Below are 14,288 nucleotides of genomic sequence, written 5' to 3' on the forward strand. Positions count from 1 at the left end.
GCAAAACGGGCTCCACTGGGTTGCCGGACCCTATGCTTCCGCCGCTGCCGGACGCATGTCGCCGGTGTCGATGTAGCGCTGGTGCCAGGACAACGACTCTCCGAGCAGGTGCGGTGTGTGCTTGCCGTAGCTGCCCACCTTGGCGCGGTCGAAGTAGTCCTGCAGCATCGGGCGGTATGCCGGTGCCGCGCACTTGTCGATGACCACCTGGGCCCGCTGCTTGGGCGAGAGCCCGCGCAGGTCGGCCAGACCCTGTTCGGTAATCAGGATCATGGTGTCGTGCTCAGTGTGGTCCACGTGGCTGGCCATGGGCACGATGCCGGAGATCTTGCCGCCCTTGGCGACCGACGGTGACATGAACACCGAGAGGTAGCCATTGCGGGCGAAGTCGCCCGAGCCGCCGATGCCGTTCATGACGTGCGAGCCGACCACATTGGTGGAATTCACGTTGCCGTAGATGTCGGCCTCGATCATCCCGTTCAGGGCGATGCAGCCCAGCCGGCGCACGAGCTCGGGGTGGTTGGAGATTTCCTGCGGGCGTAGCAGGATGCGCTCGCGGTAGAAGTCCACGTGCCTGTTGAACTCGTCGATGCCGTCGGAGGACAGAGAGAAGGAGGTTGCCGAGGCGAAGCCCAGGGTCCCGTCCTTGAGGAGGGACAGCATGCCGTCCTGGATGACCTCGGTGTAGGCCTGCAGGCCCTTGTAGCCGCCGCGCGCCAGCCCGGCGAGCACCGCATTGGCGATGTTTCCCACGCCCGATTGCAGCGGCAGCAGCTTGTCGGTCAGGCGCCCTGCCCTGATCTCGTGGTCAAGGAAGTCCAGCAGGTGGTCGGCGATCTGCGTGCTGGTCGCATCGACCGGGGCAAAGGGGCTCAGCCGGTCAGGGGCGTTGGTTTCCACCACGGCGACGATCTTGGCCGGGTCCACGCGCAGGTAGGGCTCGCCAATGCGTTGGTCGGCGGTGGTCATCTCGATGGGCTTGCGGTGCGGCGGCAGCGCGGTGCCGTAGTAGATGTCGTGCATGCCCTCCATGGCGGCGGACTGCTGGCTGTTGACCTCGATGATGACCTTGTCGGCCATGTCCAGCCAGGTCTTGTTGTTGCCCACCGAAGAGGACGGGATCAGGCTGCCATCCTCCTTGATGCCCACCACCTCGATGATCGCCAGGTCGATCTTGCCGTAGAAGCCGAACCAGGCGTGCTGGGCCACGTGGGAGAGGTGGATGTCCATGTATTCCATCTCGCCGTCGTTGATGCGCCGGCGCAGCTCCGGATCAGACATGTAGGGCAGGCGCAGATCCATGCCCCCGGCCCGGGCGAGCACCCCGTCAAGCTCCGGGGCCGTCGAAGCCCCGGTGAGCACGTTGATCTTGAACGGATTCCCCGAGGCCTGTTCCTTTTCCATGAGGGCGGCGAGCGCTCCCGGGACGGTTTTCGGGTAGCCGGCGCCGGTGAAGCCGCTCATGGCCACCGTCATGCCGGGCTTGACCAAGGCCGCGGCCTGTTCGGCCGGCATTCGAAGGTCGAGAAACTTGGGGTATTGGATCCGATCGTGCACGGCTGCCCTTCCTGAAGATGTGTGACACACGTTGCTTCGTGTCATTCGCGCCACTTTAGTCGGTGATCGCGTCACATTTGGGCCACTTTGCGCCTTCGATGCGCCGAACCGTTGGCTGGCTCGGTGAGGCGGTCAGTATTTGCGGTGACTGGCACCCGGCAGCAGACCTTCCGGCTACCCCGGCCGGATCGAGGGGCGCCGGAAATTAATGGGGGTAGTTGGGGATGCCGCGGGGCCGTGGTCATCGCCGACCGGGTCGTTGGTTCGAACATCCCGGCCCGGCTGCCCTCCCCTCTGGTCCGCCACGGGGCCGGACCATCGAAAAGGGTGCACGCGCCAATGGCGGGTGCACCCTTTTTCGCTCGTCATGGGCCCGGACCTGCGGTACCGCGCCACCTATATTCCTAGGTGGCGAGACCATGGTGAAGGCGGTATTGATGAGTGCTTCATGATCTGGTGTCATAATGGTCGGTCATTCACGACAGGGCGGCAGATCGACGGGCGTGCCGCGCTTTATTCACCGCCGGACGCGCCGTGTTCGACGCCGGGAGGCGTCGAACAGTTGGCACATTCCTAGTGGTGCTATTGCATGCACTCCACCTCGATGGAAGGGCATGCCGAATTTCGAACAATCCTCGTTGATCCACCGGTCCACTGACCGGCCAACTCCAACGTGCAATCGACATCCGAAGCGACGTGCAGGGGCCTGCCAGCAAAGATTTCTGGCAGGCGTGCATCATCGAATCGCGCGGCCCGTTTTCGGTTCAGGCTGCAGAGCGTGGGTACGGGGGATTTGCTGTCGCTACCTTCAGCGCTGCATCCGGCCCTGACAAATTCATCCCGGCCCAACTGTCCGTTCCGCCCAAGTGTTTGCACTGCTATACGAGCGGCCGTGCGGAAAATTCCGCTGCTCACGCTCTTCTGGCAAACCTCAAGGGGACCTTTAACTGTCGCATCTTTGTACGAGAAATACAAATCGGCAGGCACATCGTCGTCCAACGCGCGCCCGATCCGTCACTGGGAATCACCATTCCACCTCGGCAAGCAGGAGTGCGCCGTTGGCGGCGTCGCGCTCGATTGCCCCGCCGAGCTGCACCGCCGCCTTCCGGTAGCTCTCGGTTTCCAGGACCTTTGCAATGGCCTTCGCGATCCGGGGTGCGGCTGCGCCGCGCGGAACCGCGATGCCTGCCCCTCGTAGCTTGACCCGGACGGCATTGCCGGATTGGTCACGGCCGTGATGCAAGATCACGAGCGGCAATCCGGCGGCCAGCGCCTTGATCACGGTGCCGTGGCCGCCATGGGTGACCACCATGCTGGCGCGTTGCATCACGTGGTGGTGGGGCGCGGCGGCAACGACGGTGACATTGGCTGGCGCACGGATCTCCTCGGGGTCGATCGCGGGGCCAGTGGTCACCAGTCCGCGCACCGGCAGGCTCCCGAGCGCGTCCACGATTCGTTGCATGCACTGCACATGATTTTGGAAGGTCGAGGACATGGCCACCAGGACCAGCGGCGCCTTTCCGGCGGGCGGGGCCCACGGGGCATTGGAGGTCCACGCCGGGTCATCGAGGATCGGTCCCACATAGCGGGCGTTGGCCGGCAAGTCGGCAGGGAAATCGAAGGCTGACGAGGTGAGAATCAACTGGCGTCTGGCATGGTGCATCTGTTCCCATGTATTGGCCAGCGGGACCAACCGGTACTCGGCGCGCAGTTCGTTCAACGGCGCCAACGCGTAGCGGTCAATCAGCTTGGTGCCGCCGAAAGTCGTCATGCGGTCGCGCAGTACACCCAACGGGCCCCGTGCGGGGGCAAAGCCGGTGCCGACTTGTGGCATGCCCTTGGCCGGAAGCGGGTAGGTATTCGGCAGCAGGACATCGAACGATACCCCTCGCGCCTCCGCCGCAATCATGGCGCCAAAGGCACCGAAACCCGTCAAGACGAGGTCCGGCCGCACCTCGTCGATGGCCGACGCGGTGTCCCGTGCCTGCTGCGGGGCAGGTCCCACAAACATGCTCTTGACCGTGTCTCGGGCCAAGCCCATCGGGGTCCGCGCCGCCCAGTCGCGGATCTCACCGGTTTCGCCATCGGTCCAGGAACGGAAGGTGACTCCTGTTCCGGTTGCCTGCTCCTCCATGGAACCATCGGCGAGCATCACGACACGGTGTCCCCGATCAGCGATCCGGCGGGCCACGCCCAATTCCGGCGGGACCGTGCCGCCGGCGTCCTTGAGTGCGAAAAGGTAGGTGCGGCGCGAGGCTTCCGTGGGGGGTCCTGCGCCCCGGAGTCTGTCAGTGGGATCGCTCATGGCAGCAACGGTACGCCGCGGGCATGACGCGCAACATCCGTGCCAGTACCCGCTTATTTCCTGCTTCGTGCCCTTGGGGAACGCCCGTGGAGATCTCCGCCTGCCACCCGACATCCGCTGTTCGCCGGAGCAGAGTAGGCTTCCGTCCATGACCACCGCCGTCGTTTTCGTCGCCGTGCTTGCCATGCTGGCCCTCTTCCAGGTTGCCCTGGCGCTCGGTGCCCCGTGGGGACGGTTCGCGTGGGGCGGGCAACACCCCGGAACACTGCCGACCGGCTTCCGGATCGCCTCTGCGTTCTCCATCCCGGTCTACGGCTTCATCGCGGTGCTCGCCCTGGACCGTGCCGGGATGCTGGACGTTTTTCCGGAAGGCTTCTCCCGGATTGGCATCTGGGTCGTGTTCGCCTACCTCGCCCTCGGCGTGGTGATGAATGCGATCTCCCGATCCAAGCCGGAACGATATCTCATGACACCGGTGGCACTCGTGCTTGCGGTACTCGCGCTGCTCATCGCGCTTTCACCTGCCGCCGAGAGGCCTTTCGCCGGCATGGTGTTGGACAACGGGAACGGGCCGGTGTTCTGCACGACCGTCATGGAGTCCTACCCGCCGCAATGCGGCGCCGACTCCCCCGCCGTGCTCGGCTGGGACTGGAATTCCGTGGATCACGAGCAGTCGCAGTCGGTACGCTGGGGCGAGTACAGCTTCGAGGGAGTGCGAGAGCGCGACACCATCACTCTCGGCGACGGGGCAGCTCCGTTGCGCTGAGCAGGGCGGGAAGAGCGGGTGCAGCGATGAAGGCCACCAGGTACGGTGGCTGGTTCGCCGGAATCCTGACGGCAGCACTGCTGCTGTCGGGTTGCTCGGCCCCTCAAATGTGGCGGAGCGGGGCGTCCGGTCACCTTCACCCTGACGTATCCGAACCAAGGTGAACCGACGATGTTATCCCTGGACTGAGCACCTGCCGCAACGCTCGAACGCCAGATCCCTCCCGGGGAAAGGTCCGGGAGGGATCTGGCGTTGAATGAACCCCGGTTCGTCCCCCGGGGATCGGGGACGAACCGGGAAACCCCCTAGCCCTTCAGCCTGGCGTTGACCGCGGCGGCATCCGGGTAGGCGGCCTGCGTACCCTTCTTGGTGGCTGCCAGGGCGGCACCCACCGAGGCAAAGGCTGCCGCGTCGGCCAGCGCGTCTCCGGCGGCCAGGCGTGCGGCAAGCCCGCCGGTAAAGGCGTCGCCGGCACCGGTGGTGTCCACCGCGTCCACGCGGGCGGGATGGATGCGGACAATGCGCTTCTGCGCTGCCGCGGTCGAGTCCAGCACCACGGAGCCCTGGGCACCGAGGGTCACCACGGCGCTTGGCAGCCCGCGTGCCACCAGGAGCTCCAGCACCGGCTCCCAGGCCGCGGCCTCGGCGTCGGGATCCGGGATTTGCTCCCCGTCCAGGAACTGCGAGGCCTCGTGCGCGTTGACCAGCAACACATTGGAGAGCCTTGCCAGGCTGGCCGGGATCGGGGCGTACGGGGACAGGTTCAGCAGCACCGTCGCGCCGACGTCGGCACCGGCGCGGGCCGCTGCCTCTACGGTGTCCACACCGACCTCCAGGCACAGGCAGAGCACTGCGGCGCCATCGAAGGCGGAGCCGGCGGCCTCGACGTCGGCCGGGGACAGGGTCCCGTTGGCTCCGGCGGAAATGACGATGCTGTTCTCCCCGTGCGCATCCACGGTGACCACGGCGACCCCGGTCTCCACGCCGTCGGCACGGCGCACCTGGCTGACGTCCACGTTGGCCGCGGCGCAGGAGTCAAGCAGCATCTGCCCGTTGGCGTCCCGGCCCACGGCGCCCACCAGGGACACGTTGCCGCCCAGGCGGCCGGCGGCCACTGCCTGGTTGGCGCTCTTGCCGCCGGGGTTCACGGTGAAGCCTTCGCCGTGCAGGGTCTCCCCCGGGGACGGCAGGCGCTGGGTGTAGATGGTCAGGTCGGCGTTCAGCGAGCCGACCACCACGATCCTGCCGGGCTCTTGCCCCTGGGCTTGGGTCTGCATTTACTTCACCTCTGCGTCGACGGGCTTGGGGATCAGCAACGAGGCGGCGAAGGCCGCCACGGTGATGACCAGGCCGACCACCACCACCGTCACGTAGGAGGCGCGGTCGCCCAGGGACGAGGTTCCCACGAGCACCGCGGGCAACACCAGGAAGCTCAGCCCGGCGCCCAGGTTGAAGGCGCCCGCATTCATGCCCGGCAGGAAGCCGGGGTTGCCCTTGGGCGAAAGCACCACGCCCAGGCCGTTGAGCATGATGTTGGCGGTGCCCGCGTACATGATGCCCAGCATCGCGGTGCCGGCAACCATCATGGGCAGCGAGTCCATGCCGAAGAACACGATCAGCAGCAGCGCGGCGACGGAGCCGATCATGCCGATGCGCAGCACCTTGTTATAGCCCCACACGGGGGCCAGGCGTCCGCTGATGGGCCCGAAGACCCATCCGAGCAACGCGTAGGGGGTGAGGATCAGCAGCGCGGTCTGGGTGGGACCGACCCCGAAGCCGGGGCCCGCTGCCTGCACGTAGGCGGGGACGATGCCGTTGATGACGGCGAAAATGCCGGTCATGGTCAGCACCGTGGTCAGCAGCGGCGCCCAGGTGGCGCGCTGGCGCAGGTGCTCGAGCTGCACCATGGGCTCGGCCACGCGCTTCTCGGTGGCCCAGAAGCCGTAGAAGGCGGCGGCGGCCAGGGCCAGCAGCACCAGCGAGGTGATCACGGTGGCCGGGTCGATGCCGCTGACCAGTTTGGCGGCCTCGTTCAGGGCGGTCAGCAGGGCGCCGACGGCAACGACGATGAAGAACACGCCGAGCCAGTCCATCTTGGTGCCGGCTTGCGGCTTGGACTCGCGCGTCAGCAGCGCCACGGCAGCCGCTGCAAGGACGGCCAGCACCACCATGAACCAGAAGATGGAACGGAATCCATGGTTCTCGGCCAGGTAGCCGCCGAGGAAGGAATCGACGCCGGCGACCCCGCCGTTGACGGCAAGGATCAGGCCCATGAGGGTGCCGTAGCGGCGCGGGTTGGGCACCGCGCTTCGCAGCATCAACAGGCAGAGCGGAACCGTGGGACCGGAGATGCCCTGGATGATGCGGCCAACGAAGAGCCATTCGATGTTCGGGGCCAGGGCCGCGACGACGGAGCCGACGGCGGTCAGCAGCATCATGATGACCAGGATGCGCTTGCGGCCCACCACGTCGGAAAGGCGGGGCAGGAAGAGGGAGAACAGCGCGGCGGTCGTGAAGAACCAAGTCTGGGACAGGCCGATGGCCGCCTGGTCGGTTCCCAGCTCCTCGCCCATGGTGACCAGCGCAGGGCTGAGCATGGAGGCGTTGAGCTGGAACGCCACGCAGGCGGTGAGCAGGGCGGCGGTCAGCGCCGCGGCGCCGCCGCGGGTGCCGGTGGCTTTTTCGGTCAGGGTGCTCATGCGCTTGCGAGCTCAACGTCGCCGATGCGCACCAGCGCGTCGGTCACCAGGTTCCAGAAGCGCTCGTGGTCAAGGTCCACGGCGACGGAGGTGTGGCAGTCGGCGGGGGCCGGGGCACGGAAGTCGGCCACCGTCATGCCCAGGGTCAAGGTGCCCGTCAGTTCGATGTTCACCGGCACCTTGCGGGTGGTGACGATGGTCGGGTCGATGACGTACGCCACGGCGCAGGGGTCGTGGACCGGCGGGAAGTCGAAGCCCTGGGCGTCCTTGTAGGTTGCCTTGAAGAAGTCCATGAGTTCGCGCACGAACTTTGCCGGACCGGTGCCCACTGCCTCGATCTGGGCGACGACCTCGTCGGTGGCCAGTGCCTGGTGGGTCAGGTCGAGTCCGACCATGACGACAGGCCACTTCTCGTTGAAGACGATGTGCGCGGCCTCGGGGTCGATGATGATGTTGAATTCGGCCACGGCGCTCCAGTTGCCCACGTGGTAGCCGCCGCCCATCAGCACGACTTCCTTCACGCGATCGACGATGCGCGGCTCCTTGCGGGCGGCCATGGCGATGTTGGTCAGTCCGCCGGTGGGTACCAGGGTGACGGTGCCCGGCTCGTGGGCCATGATGGTGTCGATGATCAGGTCAACGGCGTGGCGGGGGTCCAGCTCGATGGCGGATTCGGGCTGGAGGGGGCCGTCCATGCCGGATTCGCCGTGGATGTCGGGCGCGTTTTCGATGGTGCGCACCAGCGGGCGGTCGCAGCCGGCGGCGAAGGGAACCCCGGTGATCCCGGCGATGGTCCCGGTCGCGAGTGCGTTCTTGGTGACCTTGGCCAGGGTCTGGTTGCCGACCACGGTGGTGACGGCAAGCAGCTCGATCGCGGGGCTGCCGTGTGCCAGCAGGATCGCAACGGCGTCGTCGTGCCCGGGATCGCAGTCGAGGATGATCTTCCGCGGTTCGGTTGAAGCGAGGGGTGCGCCCATGGTTTTCTCCACATCTTCGGGGATAACTTACCGGGGTTTGCGGCCGCGGAAAGGAAATGCTGTTTCCCCGAAATTCTGGCACCCTGGGGCAGCTTACGTCAAACGCTTAACTACGACCGCGGATATGCCCTAGTCAAACGCTTGACTTTCGACGGGTCCCGACTGCTGCTGCTCGACTAAGATTAAGGTCATGCATTCGACCCAAAAGCCGCGCGCCACGGCAATCAACCGGCGACGGGTCACGGCCGCCATGGTGGCAGAACGCGCGGGGGTCTCAACGGCCACGGTTTCCCTGGTTGCCAATGGCAAGGCCAGCGGCCGGGTATCGCCTGGGAACGAGGCCAAGGTCCGCGAGGCCATCCGGGAACTTGGCTACGTGGTCGACGGGATCGGCAGTTCGCTGGCCAGGGGTGTGAGCAACACCGTCATCATGGTGGCGCCCGACATCTCCAACCCTTTCTTTGCCACGGTTATTGCCGGGGTCCGCGCCGCGCTCGGCTCCGAATTCCAACTGCTGCTCTCGGTCACCGATGCCGGCCAGCTGCCCAGCGCCGATGACACTCGCCGCCTGCTGGGCCTGCGCCCGGCCGGTCTCCTGGTTGACGCCCCGGACCCCTCCTTCCTCGAGGAACTTTCGGCGCCAGGTCCCCTGGTGCTGCTTGATGCCCCGGGACTCGGGCCCGAGGTCCCGGCCGTGAACCTCGATGTCGCCCAGGGCGGACGGCTCCTGGCCGAGCACTTGGCCGCCACCGGCCACAAGAAGGTGGCCTACATCGACGGCACCACTGGAACCACCACCTTTGAGGTTCGCCGCATCGCCTTCCTCGAGGCCGCGGGCGCCCTGGGCATGGAAGTCCCCGAGGGAGCGCGGATCGCCGCGACCATCAATGTCGGCCTGGCCGCCAATGCCTTCGCCGAGGCCTGGCCGCAGTGGAAAAAGCTGGGGGTGAGCGCGGTGGTCTGCGCAACCGACACCCACGCCTATGGCGTGCTGCAGGAAGCGCGGGCCGCCGGCATCTCGATTCCCGGCGAACTCGCGGTGACAGGCTTTGATGACCTGCCCTATTCGACCACCAGCTCCCCCGGCCTGACCAGCGTCAACCTGCCCGGCGAACTGCTGGGCCGGCGGGCCGCCGAACAGTTGCTGCGCCTCATCGCGGGCGAGGACCTGGAGACCCAACAAGTCACCCTGGAGAGCACGCTCATGGTCCGTGGATCGACCGTCCAGGGCTGACGCTTTCCTCAGGAAGCTGGCACCCTGCGCAACTGGACCCGGGTTCCAGCCGCCGCGTCGTGCGGTCCACGTCCGGTGACAAACACCAGCACGATGTAGAGAAGCGCCGCGACCGTTACCGCGTTCAGTCCCACGAAGACCCATGCCGGCGGCGTTGCCTCATAGCCTTCGCGGTAGTACACGTACATCATTTGCCACACGAAAAAGTGGGCGCCTTCCCACGGCAGCAACTTCACGATGGTTCTCAACAGGATTTTCGTGCGGTTCGGCGCCGCACCGTCTGCGGCCCTCACCTCCAACCCCAGCTTGCGCTTGCCCCAGGTCGCATGGTGCGGCCCGGACTCGGTCCTGTACAGGTAGACGCCGACTACGAACGTGAGAAGCAAAAAATAGACCAACTGACTGCCGAGCGGGCCAATGGTTCCCAAGGTGTCGGGCAGTTCCCCGCGGATCAGGAAAACGACAGTTGAAACCACGCCGAGAACGATCATCCAAGCCAAGATGATCACGTAGTCAAGCCCCAGGGCGGCCAAGCGCCGCGTCCGCTCACGCATGGAGCCAGCCTAACTGGCCCGGTATTTCTTGCCAACGGTGCCAATGTCGCTGGACAGGGCCTCGGAATCGCCAGCAGCCGAGAGGACTCACAACACCGAACCGCCGTGGGACCGACTGTGCCAAGATAGGCTTCGTCATGTTGCTGCCCCCCATTTTCCTTGTGGAAGGACCCTCATGAAGTTCACCGGCCTGAGCGCTTTTCCCTTGACGCCACTCACCGCCACCGGCATTGACGAGCGCGCCTTCGAATCCATAATTGGCCGACTCGCGTCCGCAGGTGTCGATTCGATCGGCGCCCTCGGTTCCACCGGCAGCTATGCCTATCTCGACCGGAGCGAGCGGGCCCGCGCGGCATCCCTGGCCGTTCAGTGCGCCGGCGGCGTCCCGGTGATCGTCGGTGTTGGCGCGCTGGGCACCAGGGAGGTGCTGCGCAATGTGGAAGATGCCCAGAGCGCCGGAGCGGACGCCGTGTTGCTGGCGCCGATGACGTACCAGCCGCTCAGCGAGGACGAGGTGTTCGGGCTGTATGAGGATGTCTCGGCGAACCTTTCGGTGCCCTTGGTTGTCTACGACAACCCCGGCACCACACGCGTGAATTTCAGCGATGAGCTGCACGGCCGAATTGCGCAGCTGAAGGGCGTCGCATCCATCAAGATTCCACCTGTGTCTGCCAATCCGGCCGAAGCTGCGGAACGTGTCGCTGCCCTCCGGGCGCTGGTGCCCGGGCATGTAACCATCGGCGTCAGCGGTGACGGCGCGGCCGCCAATGGACTACTGGCCGGATGCGACGCCTGGTACAGCGTGATGGCGGGGATCCTGCCGGAGCATTGCCTGGCGATCATGCGCGCCGGCACTTCCGGCGACGTGGAAAAGGCGCGATCGCTGTCGACGGCCATGGAACCCCTGTGGGCGCAGATGGCCCGATACGGGAGTTTCCGGGTCGCTTCGGCAGTGGCCGAGGATCTCGGATTGGTGAAGCCGGGAAACCTGCCCCTGCCGGTAAGAAGCCTGGACGCCGATGGGCGCCTCGCGGTGCGGAGCGCCCTGAATGAAATTGGGATTACCACTCTGGCCTGACGAGCGGCCCTTGCTCCGGATCATGTGAATCCAACTGTGCGCGAAAGCCGTTTGGCCACGTCCCACGGAGGCGCCCGCACCATGGGACGAGGCCGGGATCGATATCGGTCTCCCGCTCGGCGATGGATCCTCGGCGGTTGGCCGCCACAGCCAATCGGGAATGCGGGGTTCATGCCTGGCGGGAAGTTGACTGAGTTGCTTTTCCGGACACGCGGCCGGCTTCGTCTGGGCGGGGCCTGCCCAACTCTTCCTTGTCCTTGGGGTTTCCGGCTTTGAGCCCGGGCGGAGCCCGCGGCCCTGCAGCTCGAGACGCATGGGGCCCTGCACGTCCTGGACTCGGGCCGGGACTGCGGAGCATTCCTGGTGGTGCAGGCGTGGACAGAGCCGGATGAATAGCAGCAGCCGCGCCGCGCCCCCACCCTCTACGTGCAGGATGGCACGGACCTGGCTGGCGGCGGCTACATGCTGTGGGTGTGGACTCCGGAGAAATCCGGATCAGCACCGAATTGCCGCACACCGAACGGGCTCACCGGCGTCGAGGTGCTGGGCCGCCGGTCCGCCGGTTCCTACTCGCCGGGCCCTTGGGCGGCGGCGTCGTCGTCAGTGTCGGTGTCGACCGGCTGCACCGATGCCTCCGGGATCCACACAATGTCCCCGTGCTCGGCATTGGCCCCCCGCGCCAGGACGAACAGCATGGAAGACAAGCGGTTCAGATAGCGGGCGGTCAACGGATTGACCGCATCCGGATACTCCTCGAGGGCGATCCAGACCGCCCGCTCGGCGCGCCGGACCACGGCCCGGGACATATACAGCAGCGCCGCCCCTGCAGTGCCGCCGGGGAGCACTGTGCCGCTGACGTCCTCGGAATCCGCGTCGAAATGCTGCGTGGCACGTTCCAGCCGGTCGATATGCCCCTGGACCATCCTTGCCCGCGCCGGCTCCTGTCGGGATAACGGGACAGAGAGGTCCGCCGCAAGATCGAAAAGATCGTTCTGCACGCTCACCAGCATGGATGTCAGGTTGATTGGCAGACCGCCCATGGCAACGGCGACGCTGATGGAGGCGTTGGCTTCATCGCACTCCGCAAAGGCGACAACCCTTGCGTCTCGCTTGGCCACGCGACCGTGGCCGCCGAATTCGGTGTGTCCGTCGTCTCCATTCCGGGTGTAGCCGGCGGGCTCCGGTGCTAGGGATTCTTCGCGCTCACTCATGTCTGCAACCATACTGACGAAGGCCATGCGGCGAACAACTAGCCATCCTCCCGGACGGCGGACCGCACAATGACCCGGCATTGGCCGCCAGTTGGTGAGGAGTTCGATGAAACATCATTCAAGCGACCAAAACCTGGAGGAGCGGGTGGGGGAACCCGCATCATTGCCGCCGACCCAGGGCTGGGCGAGCGTTGACAAGACGGTCTTCGGCGTCTCAGCCGGACTCATTGTGGTGCTCATTCTGCTCGGCGTGTTCTTCACGGATGCCGTCGGGGACAGCGCAGCGGCGGCCCTGTCCTGGATCACCAATACTTTCGGCTGGCTGTTCATCCTGGGTGCCTCCGGATTCGTCGTCTTTTCCCTGGTTCTGGCCTTCGGCCGCTACGGACGGATCCCGCTTTCCAATGAAGGCGAAGCGACAGAATTCAGCACCCTCTCCTGGGTCGCCATGATGTTCAGCGCCGGCATGGGGATCGGGTTGATGTTCTACGGCGTGTACGAACCCGTCACCCATCTGGCTTCCCCGCCGCCCTTTGTCGACGTCGCGCCCGGCAGCCCGGAGGCCGCCAGCACTGCCATGGCCTACACGATGTTCCACTGGGGTCTGCATCCTTGGGCGATTTATTCCGTCGTCGGGCTGGCGCTGGCCTATTCCACCTACCGGATGGGCCGCGGCAACCTGATGAGCGCCCCGTTCCAGTCCCTGTTCGGCAAGGAACGCATCGAAAAGAGGGGCTGGGGCAAGCCCATCGACATCCTGGCCATCATCTGCACCAAATTCGGTACCGCCACCTCGCTCGGTCTCGGGTCGCTGCAAATCGCAGCGGGCCTCGCGCTGCTGCGCACCGGCGAGTTCGAGGAAGACCCCTCGGCCGCGGTGCCGATCATCGTGATCTGCGTGCTGACGGTCGGCGTGGTGCTCTCCGCCGCCAGCGGCATCTCCAAGGGCATTAAATGGCTGAGCAACACCAATATGGTCCTGGCCGGAGTCCTGTTGGTGTTCGTTTTCGTGGCCGGCCCCACGCTCTTCATCCTGGATCTGCTGCCCTCTGCCATCGGTGCCTACCTGACCGAGCTGGTCCCGATGAGTTTCCATTCGGCCGTCTTCGGCGGCAGTGACTGGCTGGCCAGCTGGACCATCTTCTACTGGGCCTGGTGGATCTCCTGGACCCCGTTTGTCGGCACTTTCATCGCCCGGATTTCCCGCGGTCGCACCATCCGGGAATTCGTCCTGGGCGTGCTGCTGGTGCCCACCGCCGTCAGCATGGTGTGGTTTGTCATCTTCGGCGGGGCCGGCATAAACCTGCAGCTGAACGGCGTGGACATCGCCGGCACCGGCAGCGAGGCGGCGGGGTTCTTCGCAGCCCTGCAGAACTATCCGTTCTTCATCGGGGCGGCGTTGGTGGTCATGGTTCTGACCGCCGTCTTCTTCATCAGCGGCGCCGACGCCGGCGCCCTGGTGCTGGGGACTTTGTCCACACGCGGCAGCAAGCACCCCTGGAAGCCGCTGGTGATCTTCTGGGCCGTCCTCACCGGCGCGGTGGCCGCGGTCCTGCTGGCCGTCGGCGGGCTCGCTGCCCTGCAGACTTTCACCATCCTGGCCGCCAGCCCGTTTGTGCTGATCATCATCGGGCTCTGCGTGGCACTGTACGCTGACCTGCGCCGAGACCCGCTGCGCCAGCGCCGGCCCGGCCCGGTTCGCGGAGCGACGGGGCTGCAGGCAGCCGTCCCCTTCAGCGAGGCGGCCATGGCCGAGGCCGAGGCCGAAGAAGGTGCCGACCCCGCCGACGACGGAAGCGGGACAAAAGAAACACCTACGCCGCCCGCCGGTGGGAGCGAATTTGGGCCGGATTTGCCCAAGACGCCCCGTTGAATCTCTTCCGACTCCGGTGAAGTCGCGCTTGGGA

The 14,288-nt window shown here is 66.0% G+C and carries 11 protein-coding genes; 4 read left to right on the top strand and 7 right to left on the bottom strand.

The annotated features are described in order from the left end of the window. Positions 1-30: 30 nt before the first annotated feature. Positions 31-1,602, bottom strand: coding sequence for a succinyl-CoA:acetate CoA-transferase ScpC (gene scpC, locus Q2T94_RS04120; RefSeq protein ID WP_436836814.1), 1,572 nt, complete (start codon positions 1,600-1,602; stop codon positions 31-33). 979 nt (positions 1,603-2,581) lie between these two features. Beyond that, positions 2,582-3,862 carry a glycosyltransferase gene (locus Q2T94_RS04125; RefSeq protein WP_302262983.1) on the bottom strand — a complete coding sequence of 427 codons (1,281 nt, stop codon included), beginning with the start codon at positions 3,860-3,862 and terminating at the stop codon, positions 2,582-2,584. 148 nt (positions 3,863-4,010) lie between these two features. On the opposite strand from Q2T94_RS04125, the gene Q2T94_RS20510 reads away from it, so the two are divergent. Then, positions 4,011-4,628: a hypothetical protein gene (locus Q2T94_RS20510; protein ID WP_367281517.1), complete on the top strand. Its 618-nt coding sequence runs from the start codon at positions 4,011-4,013 to the stop codon at positions 4,626-4,628. A 305-nt stretch (positions 4,629-4,933) separates the two neighbouring features. Here the strand turns inward: Q2T94_RS20510 and Q2T94_RS04135 are convergent, their stop codons facing one another. Genes Q2T94_RS04135 through uriH form a run of 3 tightly spaced genes read right to left on the bottom strand, consistent with a single transcriptional unit; the run spans position 4,934 to position 8,304 of the window. Then, positions 4,934-5,905: a ribokinase gene (locus tag Q2T94_RS04135; RefSeq protein WP_302262984.1), complete on the bottom strand. Its 972-nt coding sequence runs from the start codon at positions 5,903-5,905 to the stop codon at positions 4,934-4,936. Continuing rightward, positions 5,906-7,327 carry a uridine transporter UriT gene (uriT, locus tag Q2T94_RS04140; RefSeq protein WP_302262985.1) on the bottom strand — a complete coding sequence of 474 codons (1,422 nt, stop codon included), beginning with the start codon at positions 7,325-7,327 and terminating at the stop codon, positions 5,906-5,908. Next, a complete protein-coding gene (gene uriH / locus Q2T94_RS04145) occupies positions 7,324-8,304 on the bottom strand; it encodes a uridine-preferring nucleoside hydrolase UriH (RefSeq protein ID WP_302262986.1) in 981 nt (326 codons plus the stop codon). The genes uriT and uriH overlap by 4 nt, the downstream gene beginning before the upstream one ends. Before the next feature lie 190 nt (positions 8,305-8,494). Here uriH and Q2T94_RS04150 point away from each other — a divergent pair, with 190 nt between their 5' ends. Further along, entirely contained in the window at positions 8,495-9,538 is a 1,044-nt protein-coding gene (locus Q2T94_RS04150) for a LacI family DNA-binding transcriptional regulator (RefSeq protein WP_264268547.1), read from the top strand. 8 nt (positions 9,539-9,546) lie between these two features. On the opposite strand, the gene Q2T94_RS04155 is transcribed toward Q2T94_RS04150, so the two are convergent. Then, complete coding sequence (locus tag Q2T94_RS04155; RefSeq protein ID WP_302262987.1) at positions 9,547-10,092, bottom strand: RDD family protein; 546 nt, start codon at positions 10,090-10,092, stop codon at positions 9,547-9,549. 175 nt (positions 10,093-10,267) lie between these two features. Here Q2T94_RS04155 and Q2T94_RS04160 point away from each other — a divergent pair, with 175 nt between their 5' ends. Beyond that, complete coding sequence (locus Q2T94_RS04160; RefSeq protein WP_302262988.1) at positions 10,268-11,170, top strand: dihydrodipicolinate synthase family protein; 903 nt, start codon at positions 10,268-10,270, stop codon at positions 11,168-11,170. A 566-nt stretch (positions 11,171-11,736) separates the two neighbouring features. Here the strand turns inward: Q2T94_RS04160 and Q2T94_RS04165 are convergent. Then, positions 11,737-12,381, bottom strand: coding sequence for a cob(I)yrinic acid a,c-diamide adenosyltransferase (locus tag Q2T94_RS04165; protein ID WP_302262989.1), 645 nt, complete (start codon positions 12,379-12,381; stop codon positions 11,737-11,739). Between the two features lie 106 nt (positions 12,382-12,487). On the opposite strand from Q2T94_RS04165, the gene Q2T94_RS04170 reads away from it, so the two are divergent. Beyond that, positions 12,488-14,254 carry a BCCT family transporter gene (locus Q2T94_RS04170; protein ID WP_302262990.1) on the top strand — a complete coding sequence of 589 codons (1,767 nt, stop codon included), beginning with the start codon at positions 12,488-12,490 and terminating at the stop codon, positions 14,252-14,254. The last annotated feature ends 34 nt before the right edge of the window (positions 14,255-14,288 follow it).

Origin of the sequence: Paeniglutamicibacter sulfureus, from assembly GCF_030512175.1 — a bacterium.
In the GTDB taxonomy this organism is placed as follows: domain Bacteria; phylum Actinomycetota; class Actinomycetes; order Actinomycetales; family Micrococcaceae; genus Paeniglutamicibacter; species Paeniglutamicibacter sulfureus.

Bases quoted from the DNA above. Each gene is read 5' to 3' on its own strand.
- Q2T94_RS04170 (WP_302262990.1), top strand. From the start codon at position 12,488: ATGAAACATCATTCAAGCGACCAAAACCTGGAGGAGCGGGTGGGGGAA.
- uriT (WP_302262985.1), bottom strand. From the start codon at position 7,327: ATGAGCACCCTGACCGAAAAAGCCACCGGCACCCGCGGCGGCGCCGCG.
- Q2T94_RS04165 (WP_302262989.1), bottom strand. From the start codon at position 12,381: ATGAGTGAGCGCGAAGAATCCCTAGCACCGGAGCCCGCCGGCTACACC.
- Q2T94_RS20510 (WP_367281517.1), top strand. From the start codon at position 4,011: ATGACCACCGCCGTCGTTTTCGTCGCCGTGCTTGCCATGCTGGCCCTC.
- uriH (WP_302262986.1), bottom strand. From the start codon at position 8,304: ATGGGCGCACCCCTCGCTTCAACCGAACCGCGGAAGATCATCCTCGAC.
- Q2T94_RS04135 (WP_302262984.1), bottom strand. From the start codon at position 5,905: ATGCAGACCCAAGCCCAGGGGCAAGAGCCCGGCAGGATCGTGGTGGTC.
- Q2T94_RS04160 (WP_302262988.1), top strand. From the start codon at position 10,268: ATGAAGTTCACCGGCCTGAGCGCTTTTCCCTTGACGCCACTCACCGCC.
- Q2T94_RS04155 (WP_302262987.1), bottom strand. From the start codon at position 10,092: ATGCGTGAGCGGACGCGGCGCTTGGCCGCCCTGGGGCTTGACTACGTG.
- scpC (WP_436836814.1), bottom strand. From the start codon at position 1,602: ATGACACGAAGCAACGTGTGTCACACATCTTCAGGAAGGGCAGCCGTG.
- Q2T94_RS04150 (WP_264268547.1), top strand. From the start codon at position 8,495: ATGCATTCGACCCAAAAGCCGCGCGCCACGGCAATCAACCGGCGACGG.
- Q2T94_RS04125 (WP_302262983.1), bottom strand. From the start codon at position 3,862: ATGAGCGATCCCACTGACAGACTCCGGGGCGCAGGACCCCCCACGGAA.